Consider the following 16,739-nt stretch of genomic DNA (forward strand, 5'->3'; position numbering starts at 1 on the left):
GTTAGGCCGGCGAAACGCGCACCTCCTCCGCGGAGATCGATCCGCTGTCGACGACGAGCGCGACGGCGCCGCTGGTCAATGGGAGATCGCCCGTGTCCTGAACGCTGAAGAGTTTTTTACCATCGACATGGGCTTCGATGTCGGTTCCGGCCACGCGCAGCTCAATCCGATATCTCCGGTCGAGCTGCCAGTCGAAGCGTTCGCTGGCGAGCACGAGTTCGTCATGCACGCGCTTGACCAAACGGACGCGGCCGCCCTCGGCACGGTCGAACATCAGCGCGTAATAGCGCTCGCGTCCCTGCACCCGCGCCGCGAGGCCCCAGGCGTTCGCCAGCAGCGGCATGATCTCGGACGTTACGCGATAATCCTTCCAGTCGCGCGTACCCTGCGCGATGAAGCCGAGCCCGTCGCCATTGGTAACGCGCAGGCCCTCCCAGCGGGTCTGGAACTGGCTGACATTGTTGACCCAGGCGTGCTTCCACATCGTGCTCAGATTGTTGTCCGGCCGCTTCAGCACGGTGTCAGGCGCGCCACCCCAGGTCAGATAGTCGAGATAGAGCGTGCCATCGACGCCGAGCGGATCGCGCGTTTCGATCTCCACCCCGATCTCGAAGATCGGATAGGCATGGGTCTCCGGCACCTCCCAGCTCAGCACGGCGTGACAGCCGCCGGTCAGTTCCTGCGCATCGCCGTAGATCTGGATCAGCTCGTCGTGCTCGTCATAGACGCTGGAAAACAGTCGCACCGCCACGGTGCCGCTATCCGCTTCCGATTCAATCCGGCACTCCACCTGTTGCCCCGAATACAGCGTCGGACAGGCCACAAGCTGGTAGGTCGGCATCGTAAACACCTCCTTGTCGAAGAAGGTGGGGCTCGCAACGCGTGCCACGCGTCCGGGCGCCAGACGGCGGAAGTCGATCGCCAGACTCCGCTCCCCAGTGCGGCTGTGGCCGGCGACATTGCTGAGCTCGACCTCGTGGAGCCGTGCGGGCGAGCCGCCCTTCACGTGGAAGCCCTGCAGGCTGCCCGGAAAGTTGAAGTTGAAGCGCGCGCCGTCCTTGGCGACCGCCAGCGCCGGCGCACCGGCGAGCGCAAGCCCGGCCGCGACCAGCGACTGCGTCTCGATCACGGCGTCGGAGATCGCAGCGCCACCTTCGGCCGTCGAGATGTACATGCGGTCGGCGATGGGGGTGCGGAAGTCCGGCCCGGCGTCGAGGCCGGCAAGTCCGGTGCGGATGCCGAACAGGCAGCCGACATTGCCGGCATTGCAGTCGGTATCCCAGCCGGCCGTGTTGGCGATGCGCATCGCCTCCTGAAAGCTGTTCCCGCCGTAGAGCGTCGCCAGAATGATCAGCGCGTGGTTGGGCACGACATGGCAATTGCCGAGGAATTTGTCGTAGCCGTAACGTTCGGCGATCAGCGCACGGGTCCGTTCCCAGTCGTTGCCGTTGTCGCCGGCGTGCCATTCCCGGACGTCGTTGACGACGCGCCGGATCAGCGCGTCCTTCGGCACGAAGCCGAGCCCGACATCGATCAGCTTCTGCACGTCGTGCTCGACGAAGGCCAGCGCCTCCATCGCCGCGAGCAGTTTTGCGGCATGCACGGATTCACCATCATGGCTCACGCGCCCGGCCTGCTCGGCCAGATAAGCGGCCTGCTCCGGATTACCCGGGCTCACCATCGCCCAGCCGTCGATGAAGATTTGCGCACCGATCTGCTCGGCTACGGTCGTGCCGTTCAGCGCGATCGAGCCGCTCTGCGGCGCCGGGATACCGGACTTCAGCCGCAGATAGGCGGTGTGCTCGGTGGAATTGCCGATGCCACCCCACCACAGGATGGCGCGCTCCTCGACGATGTAGTTCAGCCAGGCTTGCCCGATCTGCTTCGAGGTGAGACGCTTCGGATAGCCATTGTCGGCAAGCGCGCGGGGAAACGCAAAAGTGCCAGAGACGTCGTCGTCGGTAACGACGAGATGATGGGATCGCAACGCGACGTCACGACGCTCGTTGACATAGTAGTTGATCGGCCCGAGCTCCTTCATGATGCGCTCATAGGTCCAGCCCTCGAAGGGCCGGCCGAGGTAGACACCGATGAGCTTGCCAAGCACGCCGGCATAGACCCGCTCCGCGTAGTCATGAGGAATAGCTGTCACGAGTTCACTCCCATATCCAATTACTTGGCTCGCGGGTCAGACCGACGAGCGCTTCATGATCTCGAATTTCAATTCATGGCTCCGGCCCGGCGCCGCGAGCCCGCCCGGTTGCAACCGCTTGACCAGCGTCTCCGCCGCAAGCGCGCCGAGATCGAACTCCGGTTGCCGCACCGTGGTGAGCCCGAGCAGCTTTGCGACCGGGATATCGTCGAAGCCAGCGATTGCAATGTCGCTGGGGATCGAGAGCCCGGCTGCACGCGCCGCCTCCATCGCACCGAGCGCCAGCACGTCGCTCGCGCCGAACACGGCGGTCGGGCGATCGCCGTTTCTTTCGAGCAGCCGCTTCATCGCACGCGCGCCGGATTCCTCGGAATAGGCGCTGTCGGTAATGAAATCAGGCGCAAGTCCCGCTTCCCGCATCACCGCGCCGTAACCCTGCGCGCGCCGCTGGCTCGGGCCGAACTCGGCCTGGATCATGGCGATGCGCCGGTGCCCGCGCGCAATCAGAAGCCGCGTCATTTCCGCGGCCGCTTCGGCATTGTCGATATAGACGCTGTCGATCGCGAGCGGTCCGTCCGGCTTGTGCTGGCTCTCCAGCCGCACCAGCGGGATGCCCTTACGCGCGAGCACGGCGAGCTGGGGCGCCCGCAGATGAAAGAACGTTGCGACGACGCCATCGGCCCGTCCCTGGAGCAGCCAGTCGATGGCGCGGGCCTCGCCTTCCGGCCGCCCGTCGGTGTCGAAGATCAGGACGTCATAGCCAGCCGGCGCCGCGACCGTCTGCAATCCCCGGACGAGGCCTGGATAGAACGGATTGGTGATATCTGGAATGACACAGGCAAATGTCATGGTCCGCGCGCTGCGCAGCATCCGCGCCGGATGGTTCGGCTGGTAACCCAGCTCCTGTGCGACCTGAAGAATGCGCGTGCGCGTCGCAGGCGGAACGGACGGCGTCTCCGTCTTGTTCAGGACAAGCGACACCGCGGCCTGCGAAACACCGGCCGCGAGCGCGATATCCTTCTGCGTGGGGCGGGCTGGCGCCTGCTTGTCGCGCCCCTTCCCCCGCTTCGTCCTCGTTGTTGACGTCGCCATTTGGCTTAGTTATACGTATTACTAAGGGAAAATCAACAATCACCGCCAATGACCTGAGGAAACCGAGGTTCATCGCCATGACCATGACCCGACGCCAGCTTGTTGCCGCCATCCCCGCTGCCGCACTTGCCGCGAGCTTGCCACGCGACGTTCGCGCCGAGGACGGGCGCAAGGTCGTGACGTTCTGGTTCGGCCAGGCGAATTCGGACGGCCAGGCCGCGCTGCGCAACGATCTGGTCGAGGCGTTCAACGCCTCGCAGGACAAATATCTGCTCCAGCTCGAGGTGAAGGGCGCCGCCGTCAACAACCTCCTGAAGGTCGCACTCGTTGCCGGCAACGGCCCGGACATCGTGCAGACCGCAGGCCCCGCCTATCTCACCGCGATCGCGAATGCCGGCCAGGTGCTGCCGCTCGACGATTTCGCCGAGAAGTACAAGTGGAAGGATCGCTTCCTGGCGCCGCTGCTCAACACCAGCGTCTACGGCGGCAAGCTCTACGCGCTGCCGCGCGACTACGAGTCGATGCACCTGTTCTATAACAAGGAGCTGTTCAAGCAGAACGGCTGGAAGCAGCCGACCAACCGGCAGGAGATGGAGGCGATCGCAGACGCAGCGCTCGCCAAAGGCGTCATCCCCTTCGGCGCCGGCAATGCCGACTGGAAGGGCGTGAACGAGTGGCTGATGACGGTGTTCTTCAACAACGTCGCTGGCCCCGACAACGTGCGCAAGGCACTTGCCGGCGAACTGCCCTGGACCGCGCCGCCGTTCGTCGAGGCGGTCGAACTGTCAAAGGCGTGGTACAACAAGGGCTATTTCGGCAAGAACTATTTCTCGCTGACCATCGAGCAGAGCTTCCTCCAGGTCGTCAACGCCAAGGCGGCGATGGCGTTCAGCGGCACCTGGTCGTTCGGCACCAAATCCTACGGCATGTCGAAGCCCGATACCGTGATCGACGTCATGCCGACGCCGACCCTCGGCTCGGCCTTCACGGGATCACTGGTCCATCTCGCCTGCGGCGCGACGCTGTCGATCGCCAAGAACTCGCAGAATGCGGAAGGCGCAGCCGCCGTGTTCGAGTTCATGCTGACGCGCAAGTTCTACGAGACCATGAACCGCGACTGGCCCGGCAAATGGGCACTCCCGGTCAAGGACCTGCCGCCGGACATGCTCCAGGGCATCGGCTATCCCCTATTCGAGAAGACGATCGCGAATCTGCACGAAGCGTTCAGCAAGGGGCAGTACGGCTTCACCACCTGGACGTTCTGGCCCGGCGCCACCAACTCCTATCTGATCGAAGGCATCGAGCAGGTCTGGCTCAACAAGATCACGCCGGACGCTTACCTCACGCGGATGCAGACGCTCTTCAGCCAGGAAGCAAAAGAAGGCAAGGTGCCGCCGCTGCCGCCGCGGACGGCCTGACGCACGATGTGGCTCTTCGCGCTTCCAGCGCTCCTGATTAACGTCTGCATCATCCTGGTTCCCGCCGTGCTAACATTCACGGCGGCATTCTTCATGTGGGACGGTGTCGGAAAGCCGGCGTGGGCGGGACTGGCCAACTTTCAGAACATGTTCGCCGATCCCGTGTTCTGGTCGGCGCTGACAAATAACTTCATCTGGACGGCGATCTTCCTCATCGTGCCGGTCTGCCTCGCGCTCGTGATGGCAGCGGCGCTGCTGATGGCGCCGAAGGCGCGCATCGTGGTCCAGTCCATCATCTTCCTGCCGCGTATCATCGCTGTCGCAGTCACAGGCCGCATCTTTCAGGGCATGATCTTCAGCCCCGCGACCGGCGTCGTCGCCTGGTTGAACGAGCACGGCTTTTCGATCTCCGATCCCCTCGCCGACCCCGACCGCTCGCTCTATGCTGTCGCCGCGGTCGACATCTGGCACTGGTGGGGCTTTCTCGCGGTCGTGTTCCTGTCGGCGATGCGGCAGATCAGCATCGACCAGATCGAAGCCGCGCGGCTCGACGGAGCCGGCTTCTTTGCTTTGTTCCGCTACGTTCTGATCCCGGGCATCCGCCCGACCCTGACCTTGATGCTGATTCTGACCGTGATCTGGTCGTTCCAGGTCTTCGAATTCATCTTCATTGTCACCCGCGGCGGCCCCGCCTATGGCAGCGAGGTGCTGGCGACATTTGCCTACCGCCACGCCTTCTTCGAAGGCGACGTCGGCCAGGCTGCAGCCGCCGCCTGCGTCATGAGCCTGTTCGGCCTGTGTGCCACCGCCGTCTATCTCTGGCTCCAGATCACCGACGACGCGCAATCGACATGATCGGGGATCGCTGGAGCAGGACATTCAGCCTCGGGCTGATCGGTATCGCATCGTTCAGCTCGCTGCTGCCGATCGTGCTCGCCGTGATGAACGCACTGAAGACGACGGTCGAGATCGGCAGCAATCCGCTCGCGCTGCCGACCCAGTTGCACTGGGAGAATTTTTCCTCCGCCTGGCGCAACGCCCAACTCGGCCCGAGCCTGCTGCACAGTGCCGAAGTCGCGATCCTGACCATTCTGATGGTGTGCGTCACCGCGACGCCCTGCGCCTATGTGCTGGCGCGGCAGAAGGGAAAATTCTGGCGCTTCATCACCTTCTACTTCATGGCCACGATCACCGTGCCCGTGCAGCTCTATCTCTACCCGCTCTACTTCATCTTCGCGAAGCTCGGGCTGGTCAATTCGATCCCCGCGGTGGCTCTGATCTACACGGCGATGTTCTCGCCGTTTGCGATTTTCCTCTTGCGCACCTACGCGCTCGCGATTCCCGTCGCGCTCGAGGAAGCAGCCCAAGTTGACGGCGCAAAGCCGTGGCAGACCTTCTGGTACGTGATCCTGCCGATGATGCGGCCCGGGCTGCTCACGGTCGCCATCATCGTCGGGCTGAACGCCTGGAACGAGTTCGTCATCGCCGTGACGTTCCTGCAGAACGACAGCAACGTTACCGCGATCGTGCGCTTCTACAATCTGACCGGCCAGTATTCGACCGACTGGGGCGAGATGCTGGCCGCAGCCGTCACCATCGTGCTGCCGATCGTTGCGATCTTCGTGCTGCTGCAGCGTCAGTTCATCGACGGCATGACGTCGGGCGCGGTGAAGTCTTGAAGCCCTACTTCTCCTTCACCGGCACCGTGTAGTTCAGGATCAACCGCCCACCATCCGGATAGATCGTCTGCCCGGTGATGTAAGACGCGTCATCACTCGCAAGGAACGCCACGACAGAGGCGACCTCGCTCGGCTCGCCGCCACGGCCAGCCGGCGTGCGTGACATCACCGTCTTGCGGGCATCCTCCGAGGTGTAGATGGACGACGCCACCATGTCGGTCAAAATCGTGCCCGGCCCGACTGCCACGACGCGGATGTTGTGCGAGGCGAGCGCGACCGCGGCGACCGAGGTCAGCTGCTTCATACCGCCCTTGGAGATGGCGTAGGTCGCAAGCGTCGGGATCGCCAGCAGCGCGTTCACCGAGGACATGTTGATGATGACCCCGCCGCCGCCCTGCGCGATCATCTGCTTCGCTGCAGCCTGCACGCCGAAGAACGCGCCCTTCAGGTTGATGCCGATGATTTCGTCGAATTCCTCTTCGGAAATCTCCAGGATGTCGCGGTTGCGGGCGACGCCGGCATTGTTGACCATGATGTCGAGCCGGCCGAATTCCCTGACCGCGGTCGCCACCACGCGATCGACGTCCGCACGCCGTGCGACGTGACATGGCGCGGCATACAATTCCTTGGGCTTGCCCAACTCGTTGACGGTCTTCTCGAGCTCATCCGTATCGACGTCCGAGATGACGACCTTGACGCCGTCGTCGAGGAACCGCTTTGCGCACGCCTTGCCAATGCCGCGCGCCGCGCCGGTGATGACGGCGACCTTGCCGGATAGTTTCATGGGTCTTACTCCAGAATAGCTGCTTGGGCAGCGAGCTATCCCGGAGAGGACCCCGGTTCAAGCCGCCGCAAAGCCGAGATGAGCACGGAACCGGTTCTTGATAAAGACGGCATCGCGCGAGGGCAGCGAGCGCGGCGGATTTTCCGCCAGAACCTTGATGACAAAAAGCCGCGGGCCGTCGGCCGGTCCGGCGATCTGCGCGGCGAGGCGCTGCACCTCCTCGAGCGTCCGCACGCTTCCGGTCGCGGCGAAGCCGCAGGCGGCGGCAATTGCCGTGAGATCGACGCCGCGGCCGGTGTGGCTCGCCTGCATGCCGGTCTCGCCAAAATGCTGATTGTCGATCACGACGATGTCGAGATTGCGCGGACGCGCGACGCCGATGGTGGCGATGCCGCCGAGACCCATCAACTGCTCGCCATCGCCCGTCAAAGCCAGGACGCGCTTGCCCGGCTGCGCTTGCGCGAGCCCAAGCGCGATCAACGCGGCGCCACCCATCGCGCCCCAGAGATAAAAATTGCCGTCGTGATCCCCCACGGAATGCAGGTCGTAGGTGGGCGAGCCGAGACCGGAGACGACCAGCGTGTCCTTGCGGTCCTTCAGGAGCGCGGCGACGGCGGCGCGACGATCGAGTTGAGCTTGCATCGGCATCACCACTTCTTCTTGCCGATCAGGCGTTGCCCGATCAGAACCGCGATCTGCTGGTCGGACTCGTAGGCAAGCGATGCCGCCGATTCCACGGTCTCGACCAGATCCTCCGCCGTCTCCGCGCGCATCACCTTCAGGCCGATCGCTTCCAGCGACGGCTGCGTCGCCCGGCTCATCGGCACCTGCCAGGGATTGAACTCGGCCCATTCACCGCGCATCGTCACCAGCATCAGCAGCGGAAAGCGCCCGATCGCCGACAGCGACAGCATGTTGATGCAATTGCCGACGCCGCTCGACTGCATCAGCAGCACGCTGCGCTGATCGCCGAGCCAGGCGCCGGCGGCGATGGCGATGCCCTCCTCTTCCGTGGTCAGTACGTTGGTGGTGACGTCGCGGTCGGCCGAGAACATGCGGATGAGCTGGCTGTGGCCGGCATCCGGCACGTAGGACATCTGCCTGACGTCGGCGGCTTTGAGGATACGATAGAGCTCGGACGGCCAGTCGTCGCTGCTGCGCGTTTCAGGATTCGGTTGAGGGCTGTGCACCGCGAGGTCTCCGTGAAATTCGAGCGGACCCTAGCGATTATTCCGCGCGACGGCTCTGACCGTCTGGCACGATCAGGTATTGAAGGATTGTATAGCTGCCTTTTCTGCTGCCGCCTGTGGGACAGCGCACGATGCGCATGACTGTGCCCTCTCCCCTTGCGGGAGAGGGCATCACCGCAGGAAGACGCGGGCACACTTGGGTGAGGGGTTGCTTCCGCGCATTCATGCGCTTCTGTATGCGCCGAGAGATACCCCTCATCCGGCGCTTCGCGCCACCTTCTCCCGCAAGGGGAGAAGGGAAGAGACACTGTCGCCTGGACTAGCGACTCAATTCGCCGCAGACCTCGCCGCGGCGGGCATGTAGATCTGCGCGTAGCCTTCCTTGATCGCAGACGTAATGCGGTCGAGGCGGCGGTCGATGTGCTTCTCCAGCACCGAGACGCAGGCCTCTTCGTCGCGCGCTTTCAGTCCTTCGACGACAGCGCGGTGCTCGGCCTGGGTGTTGGAACGGTTGATGCGGTCCATGTCGATCCAGCGCACGAAGCGGATGCGGGCGTTGACGTTGCGCAGCACGCGCAGCATCTCGGCATTGTTCGACATCCCCATCAGCCGCTCGTGAAAGGTCTCGTCGAGTTCGACCAGCTCCACCGACGAACGCTCGCCGGGATCGGGACCGGTGGCTTCGAGGAATTTCAGGAGCGCGTCGATGTCCTCGTCCCTGGCGCGCTTGATGGCGAGGCGGATCGAGGCGACCTCGATCGACTTGCGCAGCTCGTAGAGATCGAAGATCTCGTGCGCGTCGAGCTCGCGGCAGAAGAAGCCCTTGCCCGGCGTGAAGCGCAGGAAGCCTTCGGTGTTGAGACGGTTGAGCGCTTCGCGCAGCGGCGTGCGGCTAACGCCGAGGCGCTTTGCCAGCTCGCCCTCGTTGAGCCGTTCGCCCGGCTTGAACTCATAGCTCACGGCCATCGCCTTGAGCTGTTCATAGACGCGATCGACGATGCTATCGGAAGCCAGTTCCACGTTGTTCTTCATAAGCTGCATTCATGCCCGAACACAGCCCAATATACCGGGGCTGTATGGACGATTGCAATCCAAACAGCTGCCTAGCACATCTTGTGCAGAGCTTTGCGACAGCCGGACTCAGGCAAATGCGCGCGGACGCAGTCCAGCATGAAACCAGGTGATCATGGAATAGATGTCGTAGACCGGCAGTCCAACTTCGGCCTGCAAAGCTGCCGCATAAGGCGGCATGTTGGTGCATTCGAGCACGATGGCGCCAACATCCGGATTCTTCGCGACCAGCTCCTTGCCCGCCTCGACCACGTCACGCTCGGCCTGGGCCACATCCATGTCGTCCTTCTCGGCCTTGATCAGGACGCGAAAAAATTCCTTGCCGTGCTCGGTGCCGACCAGTGGCGTATCGAGCGGCACGCCGGCGCCTTCGAGATGGGCCGGCGTCAAGGTCGAACCTGATACCGTGACGAGGCCGACGCGCTTGCCCGGCGGCAAGGTCGCCTGCACCCACGGCACCTGCATCAGCGACGAGGTCGCTACGGGAACGCCGACGGCGGCCGCGATCTCCTTCTGAAACAGCGAGAGGAAGCCGCAATTGGTGGTGATGGCTTCCGCGCCCAACCGGACCAGGTCCTTGGCCGCATCGATGAAGTCAGGCAGCAGGCCGGCGGCGCCCTTTAGCACCACCTTCTCCGGCGACGCGCCGCTCACCACGCGATAGAGCACGGGGAACGGCCAGGTCGTGCCGTTGCCCATGTCGCCGGGAATGCGGGGAAAGCGCGCTTCCAGCATCAAAATGCCGAGCGGCGCGCCATAGATGGCCTTGCCGCCGCGGGCGATGCGAGAGGACGAGTTGGCTGGATAGGTCATGTTGCGTTCTCAGAGGAAGCGAGTGGGCGCGAACGGCGCGAGCGGAATCTCCGGCTGCTTGCCGCTCAGGAGCTGCGCGACCAGACGGCCGGTGCGGGCCGATCCGACCAGGCCGACATGGCCATGGCCGAAGGCGTAGACGATATCGCGCGAGGCACGCGCATGGCCGATGCAGGGCAGCCCATCGGGCATGCTCGGCCGATGGCCGAACCAGGTCTTGATGCGCGAGGGCGGAATGTCCTTCGGCAGTTTCGGGAACATGCTGAAGAGGTTGTTGCGCAAGATCTCGGCGCGCTTCCAGTTCGGCGCGGCGTCGAGGCCGGCGATCTCGACAGTGCCGGCGGCGCGCAGGCCCTTGTCGGTCCAGTTCACCACCATGCTGACGTCGGACGCCATCATCGAGCTGCGCGGACCCGATTCCGGGTTCTCGATCATGACGTGATAGCCGCGCTCGGTTTCGAGCGGCAAGGGATCGCCGACGGATGCGGTGAGCTGTTTTGACCGCGCGCCGGCGGCAACCACCGCGGCATCGCAAGCAATCTCACCGGTCTCGGTGAGAACGGCAACGAGCTTGTTGCCTGAAAGCTTCAGACCGGTCGCCCTGGCATGAACGAGCTTGGCACCGCTCGCGAGCGCATGCTGGGCCAGCGCCGCAACGTAAGCGCCGGGATCGCGGCAGCGGCCGGCTTCCTCCACCACCACGCCAAACGTGTAGCGCGGATGCAGATCCGGCTCGCGCTGACGCATCTCGTCGACGTTCAGCTCCAGCCATTCGACGCCGACCTTCTTGCGCAGGCGCCAGCCGAGATTGCTGTCGAAATTGCCGCGCGACGGGAATACGTGCATCACGCCGTTGCGCTCGACCAACTCGGGCACGCCCGCTTCTTCCGCGAGCTTCTTGTGCAGCAGCGGCGCGTCCTTCAGCAGATCGCGCAGCGCAAACGCCGTCTTCTCGACCCGTGCCTCGGTCCAGCCCGAGAGCAAATACTTGATCAGCCAGGGCAGCGCCTTCGGCAAGTAAGACCAGCGGATCGCGAGCGGGCCGAGCGGGTCCATCAGATAACCCGGCACCTTCTTCCAGAGGCCCGGTTCGGCCGGCGGAATCACCGAATGGGAGGAGAGCCAGCCGCCATTGCCGTAGCTCGCCGCCTGTTCGCCACCGGGCTCGCCTGCGTCGATCAGCGTGACGCGATGCCCCTCGCGCAGCGCCTCGATGGCGCTGATCACGCCGACCGCGCCGGCTCCGATGATAGCGACGTGGCGGCCTTCCGACATCGGCTACGCCTTCACCGCCGGCGCGAAATCCTTGCCGACCGAGATCGCGCGCGGATCGATGATGCAGTGGAGGATCGACGGCTTGCCCGAAGCGAGCGCGCGCTCGAACGCCGGCGCAAACTCTTCGGTGCGCTCGACGCGCTCGCCATGGCCACCGAATGCCTTCGCATACATCGCAAAGTCAGGGTTCTTGAGCTGAGTTCCGACCACGCGGCCGGGATAATCACGCTCCTGGTGCATACGGATGGTGCCGTATTGCGAGTTGTCGACGACGATGACCACCAGCGGCGCGTCGTACTGCACGGCGGTCGCGAATTCCTGGCCATTCATCAGGAAGCAGCCATCACCCGCAAAGGCGACGACGACGCGATCCGGATATTGCCGCTTTGCAAGCACCGCGGCCGGCACGCCATATCCCATCGAGCCCGAAGTCGGCGCGAGCTGGGCGGCAAAGCTGTGGAAACGGTGATGGCGATGGATCCAGCCGGCATAGTTGCCGGCACCGTTGCAGACGATCGCGTCCTTCGGCAGGCGGTCGCGCAGCCAGGTCATGACCTGGCCGTACTGGAATGTGCCCGGCAGCTCACGCGCCTTGTCGGTCCAGGCAAGATAATCGGCATGCGCCTTGGCGGCCTCACCCTTCCAGGCAACGGCGCCAGCGGGCTTCAGCGTCTCGACGGCGGCGGCGAACGCGGCGGGCGTCGCCTGGATCGCGAGCTCAGGCTGGTAGATGCGGCCGAGCTCTTCGGAGCCCGGATGCACGTGGATCAGCTTTTGCTTCGGCGTCGGGATATCGAACAGTGTGTAGGACGAGGACGGCATCTCCGACATGCGGCCGCCGATGAGGAGAATCACGTCGGCGCCATCGATACGCGCCTTCAGGCCAGGGCTCGGCCCGATGCCGAGATCGCCGGCATAATGCGAATGATCGGCGTCGATCAGCGAGGCCCGGCGGAACGAGGTCGCGACCGGCAGGTCGAACCGCTCGGCGAAGCGCGCGATGCTCTTGGTCGCCTCATCGGTCCAGCGCGAGCCGCCGAGGATGACGAGCGGCGCCTTGGCACTCGCCAGCATCGCACTGACCTGCTCGATGTCAGCGGGCGCGGGCCAACTCACCGCCGGCTCGATGCGCATGGCATCGGCAACGGCGGCTGTTTCGGTCAGCATGTTCTCTGGCAGCGCGATCACCACGGGACCCGGACGGCCCTGCATGGCGACGCGGAAGGCACGCGCGACCAGCTCCGGAATGCGATCGGGGCGATCGATCTCGACCGCCCATTTCGCCATGGTGCCGAACACCGCCTTGTAGTCGAGCTCCTGGAACGCCTCGCGCTCGCGCATGCCGGTGTCGACCTGTCCGACGAACAGGATCATTGGCGTCGAATCCTGCATCGCGATGTGGACGCCGTGGCTGGCATTGGTGGCGCCGGGGCCGCGGGTGACGAAGCAGATTCCGGGACGGCCGGTGAGCTTGCCATAGGCTTCCGCCATCATCGCAGCACCACCCTCGGCGCGGCAGATCACGACGTCGATCGGGCTGTCATGCAGCGCATCGAGCGCCGCGAGGTAGCTCTCGCCCGGCACGCAGGTGACGCGCTCGACGCCTTGGGCGACGAGCTGATCGATCAGGATCTGGCCCCCGGTGCGGGTGTTGCGAATGGTCATGACAGCTCCCTGCAGGCTTTGGCGATGCGCATCACGGCCTCGCGCAAGTTTTGTTCCGAGGTGGCGTAGGACAGGCGGAAATAAGGTGCAAGGCCGAAACAGCTGCCCGGCACCACGGCCACGTCATGCCTCTCCAGCAGAAAACGGCAGAACGCGGCATCGCTGTCGATGATGACGCCGTCAGGGGTGCGGCGACCGATCAGGCCGGCGCAGCTCGCATAGGTATAGAACGCGCCTTCCGGCCGGCGGCAGGTGACGCCGTCGATGGCGTTGAGCGCATCGACCACGATGTCGCGGCGGCGCTGGAACGCAGCGCGCCGCTCGACCAGCACGTCCTGCGGGCCGGTCAGCGCGGCGATCGCAGCGGCCTGGCTCACCGAGGAGGGATTGGTCGTGCTCTGGCTCTGCACCACCGCCATCGCCGCGATCAATTCGCGCGGACCGCCGCCATAGCCGACGCGCCAGCCGGTCATGGCGTAGGCCTTGGAAACACCATTCACGGTCAGCGTGCGTGATTTCAGGCTCGGCTCGAGCGCCGCTGCGGTCACGAACGGCATGCCGTCATAGATCAGGTGCTCGTAGATATCGTCCGCCATCAGCCAGACATGCGGATGGCGCTTGAGCACATCCAGGATCGGGCGAAACTGCGCGGCCGAATAGGCGGCTCCGGTCGGATTGGACGGCGAGTTCAGCAGCAGCCAGCGCGTCTTCGGCGTGATCGCGCGTTCGAGATCGGCGGCGTCGAGACGAAAGCCGTTCTCCTCGCGGCAGAGCACGTCCACCGGCGTGCCGTCGGCGATCCGCACCATGTCGGCATAGCTGGTCCAGTACGGCGCGGCGAGAATCACCTCGTCGCCGGGACTGAGCGTCGCCATGAAGGCGTTGTGGATCACCTGCTTGGCGCCGGCGCCTGCGGTGATCTCGTCGGCGGCATAGACGAGATCGTTCTCGCGGCGAAATTTCTCGGCGATCGCCGCCTTCAATTCCACCGTGCCGTCGAGGATCGTATATTTGGTCTGGCCGGCGCGGATGGCGCGCTCGGCCGCGTCCTTGGCATGATCAGGCGTATCGAAGTCAGGCTCGCCGGCGCCCAGCACGATCACCGGCCGCCCCTCGCGCTTGAGCCGCTGCGCGACTGCGCCGATCTTCAAGATCTCGGAGACACCGATCGCGCTGATGCGCTGGGCGGGACGGAAGGTCGATGCGGGCGCCTGGACAGTCACGGCCGAGCCTCAACTGCGCGCGGCGATCGCGATCACCTCGATACGGAAGGCGGGATCGGCGAGCTCGACCTTGCCGCAGGCGCGGGTCGGCGTGTTGCCCGGCACGACCCAGGCATCATAGACCGCGTTCATGGCGTCGAAATCGTCCATGGTCTTGAGCCAGACCTGAACGCTGAGCAGGCGCGATTTGTCGGTGCCGGCGCGCGCCAGCATGTCGTCGACCTTCGCCAGCGCCTCCTTGGTTTGCTGGGTGATATCGGCGGTCTTGGTGTCCGCCACCTGACCTGCGAGGAAAACGAGATCGCCGAACACGGAAGCGCGGCTGCGGCGGGCGTTCTGGTCGATGCGGGTGATATCCGACATGGGATGTCCTTAACTTTACTTGCCGGTGGCGATGATGCGGCGGCAGTGGTCGAGCGCAGCACCAATGAGGTTGTCGCTCGCCTCGGGCGTGCGGAACGCCGAATGCGCCGATAGCGTCACGTTCGGCAGTTTTGTCAGGGCATGACCGGCGGGCAGCGGCTCGACGGTGAAGACGTCGAGACCGGCGTGACCGATGTGGCCGGAGCGCAGCGCATCCAGCATTGCGTCTTCATCGACCACAGCGCCGCGCGCCGTGTTGATCAGAATGCTGCCGGGGCGCATCTGCGCGATGCGCTCGCGCGACAGGAAACCCTTGGTCTCGTCGTTGAGCAAGAGATGCAGCGAGACGACGTGGCTCTCGGCGAGCAGCTTCTCCAGCGAGACGAACTCGACGCCGGGATGGCTCTTCGGCGTCCTGTTCCAGGCAATCACCTTCATGCCGCAGCCCGCCGCCATGCGCGCGGCTTCCGCCGCGATGCCGCCGAAACCGATCAGGCCGAGCGTCTTGCCGGTGAGCTGAACCGCGTCACGGCGCAGCCAGTTGCCCTCGCGCATGCCGCGATCCATCTCGCCAAAGCTCTTCGCGGAAGCCCACATCAGCGCGATCGCGCATTCGGCAACCGCGGTGTCGCCATAACCCTTGATGGTGTGGACGGAGATGCCGCGCTCGGCGAGCTCTTCCGGATTCATGTAGCTGCGCGCGCCGGTGCCGAGGAAGACGATGTGCTTCAGCTTCGCGCATTTCTCGGCAATCGTTGATGGCACCGCCGTGTGGTCGACGATCATGATCTCGGCATCGCCGAGCAGACCGGGCAGATCGTCGGGCTTGATCGAGGGATTGCGGTTGATGCCGACCGGCAGGCTCGCAGAGCGCAGCAGCTTGTCGGTCACCGCTGCCAGGGTCTCGTTCGCATCGACGAATAGGGCGCGCACAGGCCTCTCCTTCAGCTCACTTCCATATTGCGTTCAGTCTTGTATTCAGACTTAAATGCAATTTACAACCCCTCCGCATCAGGAATTTTGCGCAATCCTGCCAAGATATTGGGCTCATTTCTGCCTTGCCGCCCAAATGGTCAGCAACTCGAAATACCGTATTGCATTTTATCCTGAATACAGAAATAGTCCAGCGGCCGGACACGATCCGACCCAGATTCCAGGGAGACAGAGACCATGAATCGCAGGGATGCTCTCACCACCGTCGCGCTGGCAGGCGCAGCGATCGCCGCCGCGAGCGGCCCGGCCAAGGCCGATGCGCCGGCCTCCACGCTCGACCGCATCAAGAAGAATGGCGTGCTGCGCGTCGCCGTCATCGTCGGCCAGGAGCCTTACTTCCATAAGGACCTCGCCACCAACGAATGGTCGGGCGCCTGCATCGACATGGCCAAGGACATCGCCGGCAAGTTGGGGGCCAAGCTCGAGACGCTGGAATCGACCTGGGGCAACCAGATCCTCGACCTGCAGGCCGACAAGGTCGACCTCGCCTTCGCCGTGAACCCGACGCCGGAGCGCGCGCTCGTCATCGACTTCTCGACGCCGATCCTGGTGCACTCCTTCACCGTCATCACCAAGAAGGGCTTTGCCAAGCCGCAGACCTGGGCCGAGCTCAACAAGCCCGAGGTCAAGATCGCCGTCGACATCGGCTCGACCCATGAGACGATCGCGCGCAGCTACTGTCCGAAGGCGACCATCCTCGGCTTCAAGAACCGCGACGAGGCGATCCTGGCGGTTGCGACCGGCCGCGCCGACTGCAACGTCTCGCTGGCCGTGCTCTCGGTCTCGACCCTGAAGAAGAATCCGAACCTCGGCGATCTCGCCATTCCGCGGCCGCTGCTGACGCTGCCGACCAACATGGGTATCCGCGCCGAGAGCGACCGCCGCTACAAGGATTTCCTCAGCGCCTGGGCCGACTACAACCGCGCGATGGGCCAGACCCGCGAATGGATGCTCAAGGGTTTTGAGGCGGTCGGCCTCACCGCCGACGATCTCCCGCCCGAAGTGCAGTTCTGACGGTCGA

The 16,739-nt window shown here is 64.5% G+C and carries 16 protein-coding genes; 4 read left to right on the forward strand and 12 right to left on the reverse strand.

The genetic code is table 11. The features are described from left to right. Window position 1: 1 nt before the first annotated feature. Window positions 2–2,152 (reverse strand): ADP-ribosylglycohydrolase family protein, encoded by a 2,151-nt coding sequence (locus J4G43_RS41780; protein ID WP_208088456.1) that lies wholly within the window; start codon window positions 2,150–2,152, stop codon window positions 2–4. Between the two features lie 36 nt (window positions 2,153–2,188). Next, window positions 2,189–3,244 (reverse strand): LacI family DNA-binding transcriptional regulator, encoded by a 1,056-nt coding sequence (locus J4G43_RS41785; RefSeq protein ID WP_166344085.1) that lies wholly within the window; start codon window positions 3,242–3,244, stop codon window positions 2,189–2,191. Between the two features lie 77 nt (window positions 3,245–3,321). On the opposite strand from J4G43_RS41785, the gene J4G43_RS41790 reads away from it, so the two are divergent. From J4G43_RS41790 to J4G43_RS41800, 3 genes are read left to right on the forward strand one after another with little or no spacing between them, the layout of a single operon-like run. Continuing rightward, entirely contained in the window at window positions 3,322–4,662 is a 1,341-nt protein-coding gene (locus J4G43_RS41790) for an ABC transporter substrate-binding protein (protein WP_208088457.1), read from the forward strand. Between the two features lie 6 nt (window positions 4,663–4,668). Next, window positions 4,669–5,517, forward strand: a complete 849-nt coding sequence (locus J4G43_RS41795) for a carbohydrate ABC transporter permease (RefSeq protein ID WP_208088458.1) — start codon at window positions 4,669–4,671, stop codon at window positions 5,515–5,517. After that, a complete protein-coding gene (locus J4G43_RS41800) occupies window positions 5,514–6,341 on the forward strand; it encodes a carbohydrate ABC transporter permease (protein WP_081369148.1) in 828 nt (275 codons plus the stop codon). Before J4G43_RS41795 ends, J4G43_RS41800 begins: the two co-directional genes overlap by 4 nt. 4 nt (window positions 6,342–6,345) lie before the next feature. On the opposite strand, the gene J4G43_RS41805 is transcribed toward J4G43_RS41800, so the two are convergent. The 10 genes from J4G43_RS41805 to J4G43_RS41850 all read right to left on the reverse strand — a co-directional run bounded on the left by J4G43_RS41805 (window position 6,346) and on the right by J4G43_RS41850 (window position 15,658). Next, window positions 6,346–7,125 carry an SDR family NAD(P)-dependent oxidoreductase gene (locus tag J4G43_RS41805; protein ID WP_208088459.1) on the reverse strand — a complete coding sequence of 260 codons (780 nt, stop codon included), beginning with the start codon at window positions 7,123–7,125 and terminating at the stop codon, window positions 6,346–6,348. Between the two features lie 57 nt (window positions 7,126–7,182). Beyond that, window positions 7,183–7,773: a thiamine pyrophosphate-dependent enzyme gene (locus tag J4G43_RS41810; protein ID WP_208088460.1), complete on the reverse strand. Its 591-nt coding sequence runs from the start codon at window positions 7,771–7,773 to the stop codon at window positions 7,183–7,185. Further along, window positions 7,773–8,315: a thiamine pyrophosphate-binding protein gene (locus J4G43_RS41815; RefSeq protein WP_208088461.1), complete on the reverse strand. Its 543-nt coding sequence runs from the start codon at window positions 8,313–8,315 to the stop codon at window positions 7,773–7,775. The genes J4G43_RS41810 and J4G43_RS41815 overlap by 1 nt, the downstream gene beginning before the upstream one ends. Before the next feature lie 327 nt (window positions 8,316–8,642). Next, a complete protein-coding gene (locus J4G43_RS41820) occupies window positions 8,643–9,335 on the reverse strand; it encodes a GntR family transcriptional regulator (protein ID WP_225005418.1) in 693 nt (230 codons plus the stop codon). A 120-nt stretch (window positions 9,336–9,455) separates the two neighbouring features. Next, complete coding sequence (locus J4G43_RS41825; protein WP_014492734.1) at window positions 9,456–10,199, reverse strand: aspartate/glutamate racemase family protein; 744 nt, start codon at window positions 10,197–10,199, stop codon at window positions 9,456–9,458. Window positions 10,200–10,208: 9 nt separating this feature from the next. Beyond that, window positions 10,209–11,474, reverse strand: a complete 1,266-nt coding sequence (locus J4G43_RS41830) for an NAD(P)/FAD-dependent oxidoreductase (protein ID WP_208088462.1) — start codon at window positions 11,472–11,474, stop codon at window positions 10,209–10,211. Window positions 11,475–11,477: 3 nt separating this feature from the next. Then, complete coding sequence (locus tag J4G43_RS41835; protein WP_208088463.1) at window positions 11,478–13,139, reverse strand: thiamine pyrophosphate-binding protein; 1,662 nt, start codon at window positions 13,137–13,139, stop codon at window positions 11,478–11,480. Continuing rightward, window positions 13,136–14,362: a pyridoxal phosphate-dependent aminotransferase gene (locus J4G43_RS41840; RefSeq protein WP_208088464.1), complete on the reverse strand. Its 1,227-nt coding sequence runs from the start codon at window positions 14,360–14,362 to the stop codon at window positions 13,136–13,138. Before J4G43_RS41840 ends, J4G43_RS41835 begins: the two co-directional genes overlap by 4 nt. A 9-nt stretch (window positions 14,363–14,371) precedes the next feature. Next, window positions 14,372–14,725 carry a RidA family protein gene (locus J4G43_RS41845; protein ID WP_028160714.1) on the reverse strand — a complete coding sequence of 118 codons (354 nt, stop codon included), beginning with the start codon at window positions 14,723–14,725 and terminating at the stop codon, window positions 14,372–14,374. A gap of 15 nt (window positions 14,726–14,740) precedes the next feature. Beyond that, on the reverse strand, window positions 14,741–15,658 hold the full coding sequence (locus tag J4G43_RS41850; protein WP_208088465.1) for an NAD(P)-dependent oxidoreductase: 918 nt from the start codon (window positions 15,656–15,658) through the stop codon (window positions 14,741–14,743). Window positions 15,659–15,895: 237 nt separating this feature from the next. On the opposite strand from J4G43_RS41850, the gene J4G43_RS41855 reads away from it, so the two are divergent. After that, complete coding sequence (locus J4G43_RS41855; RefSeq protein WP_208088466.1) at window positions 15,896–16,732, forward strand: transporter substrate-binding domain-containing protein; 837 nt, start codon at window positions 15,896–15,898, stop codon at window positions 16,730–16,732. Window positions 16,733–16,739 lie beyond the last annotated feature (7 nt).

The sequence above is a fragment of the Bradyrhizobium barranii subsp. barranii genome (genome assembly GCF_017565645.3).
Taxonomy (GTDB): domain Bacteria; phylum Pseudomonadota; class Alphaproteobacteria; order Rhizobiales; family Xanthobacteraceae; genus Bradyrhizobium; species Bradyrhizobium barranii.

Bases quoted from the DNA above. Each gene is read 5' to 3' on its own strand.
- J4G43_RS41785 (WP_166344085.1), bottom strand. From the start codon at position 3,244: ATGGCGACGTCAACAACGAGGACGAAGCGGGGGAAGGGGCGCGACAAG.
- J4G43_RS41790 (WP_208088457.1), top strand. From the start codon at position 3,322: ATGACCATGACCCGACGCCAGCTTGTTGCCGCCATCCCCGCTGCCGCA.
- J4G43_RS41795 (WP_208088458.1), top strand. From the start codon at position 4,669: ATGTGGCTCTTCGCGCTTCCAGCGCTCCTGATTAACGTCTGCATCATC.
- J4G43_RS41800 (WP_081369148.1), top strand. From the start codon at position 5,514: ATGATCGGGGATCGCTGGAGCAGGACATTCAGCCTCGGGCTGATCGGT.
- J4G43_RS41805 (WP_208088459.1), bottom strand. From the start codon at position 7,125: ATGAAACTATCCGGCAAGGTCGCCGTCATCACCGGCGCGGCGCGCGGC.
- J4G43_RS41810 (WP_208088460.1), bottom strand. From the start codon at position 7,773: ATGCCGATGCAAGCTCAACTCGATCGTCGCGCCGCCGTCGCCGCGCTC.
- J4G43_RS41825 (WP_014492734.1), bottom strand. From the start codon at position 10,199: ATGACCTATCCAGCCAACTCGTCCTCTCGCATCGCCCGCGGCGGCAAG.
- J4G43_RS41830 (WP_208088462.1), bottom strand. From the start codon at position 11,474: ATGTCGGAAGGCCGCCACGTCGCTATCATCGGAGCCGGCGCGGTCGGC.
- J4G43_RS41835 (WP_208088463.1), bottom strand. From the start codon at position 13,139: ATGACCATTCGCAACACCCGCACCGGGGGCCAGATCCTGATCGATCAG.
- J4G43_RS41845 (WP_028160714.1), bottom strand. From the start codon at position 14,725: ATGTCGGATATCACCCGCATCGACCAGAACGCCCGCCGCAGCCGCGCT.
- J4G43_RS41855 (WP_208088466.1), top strand. From the start codon at position 15,896: ATGAATCGCAGGGATGCTCTCACCACCGTCGCGCTGGCAGGCGCAGCG.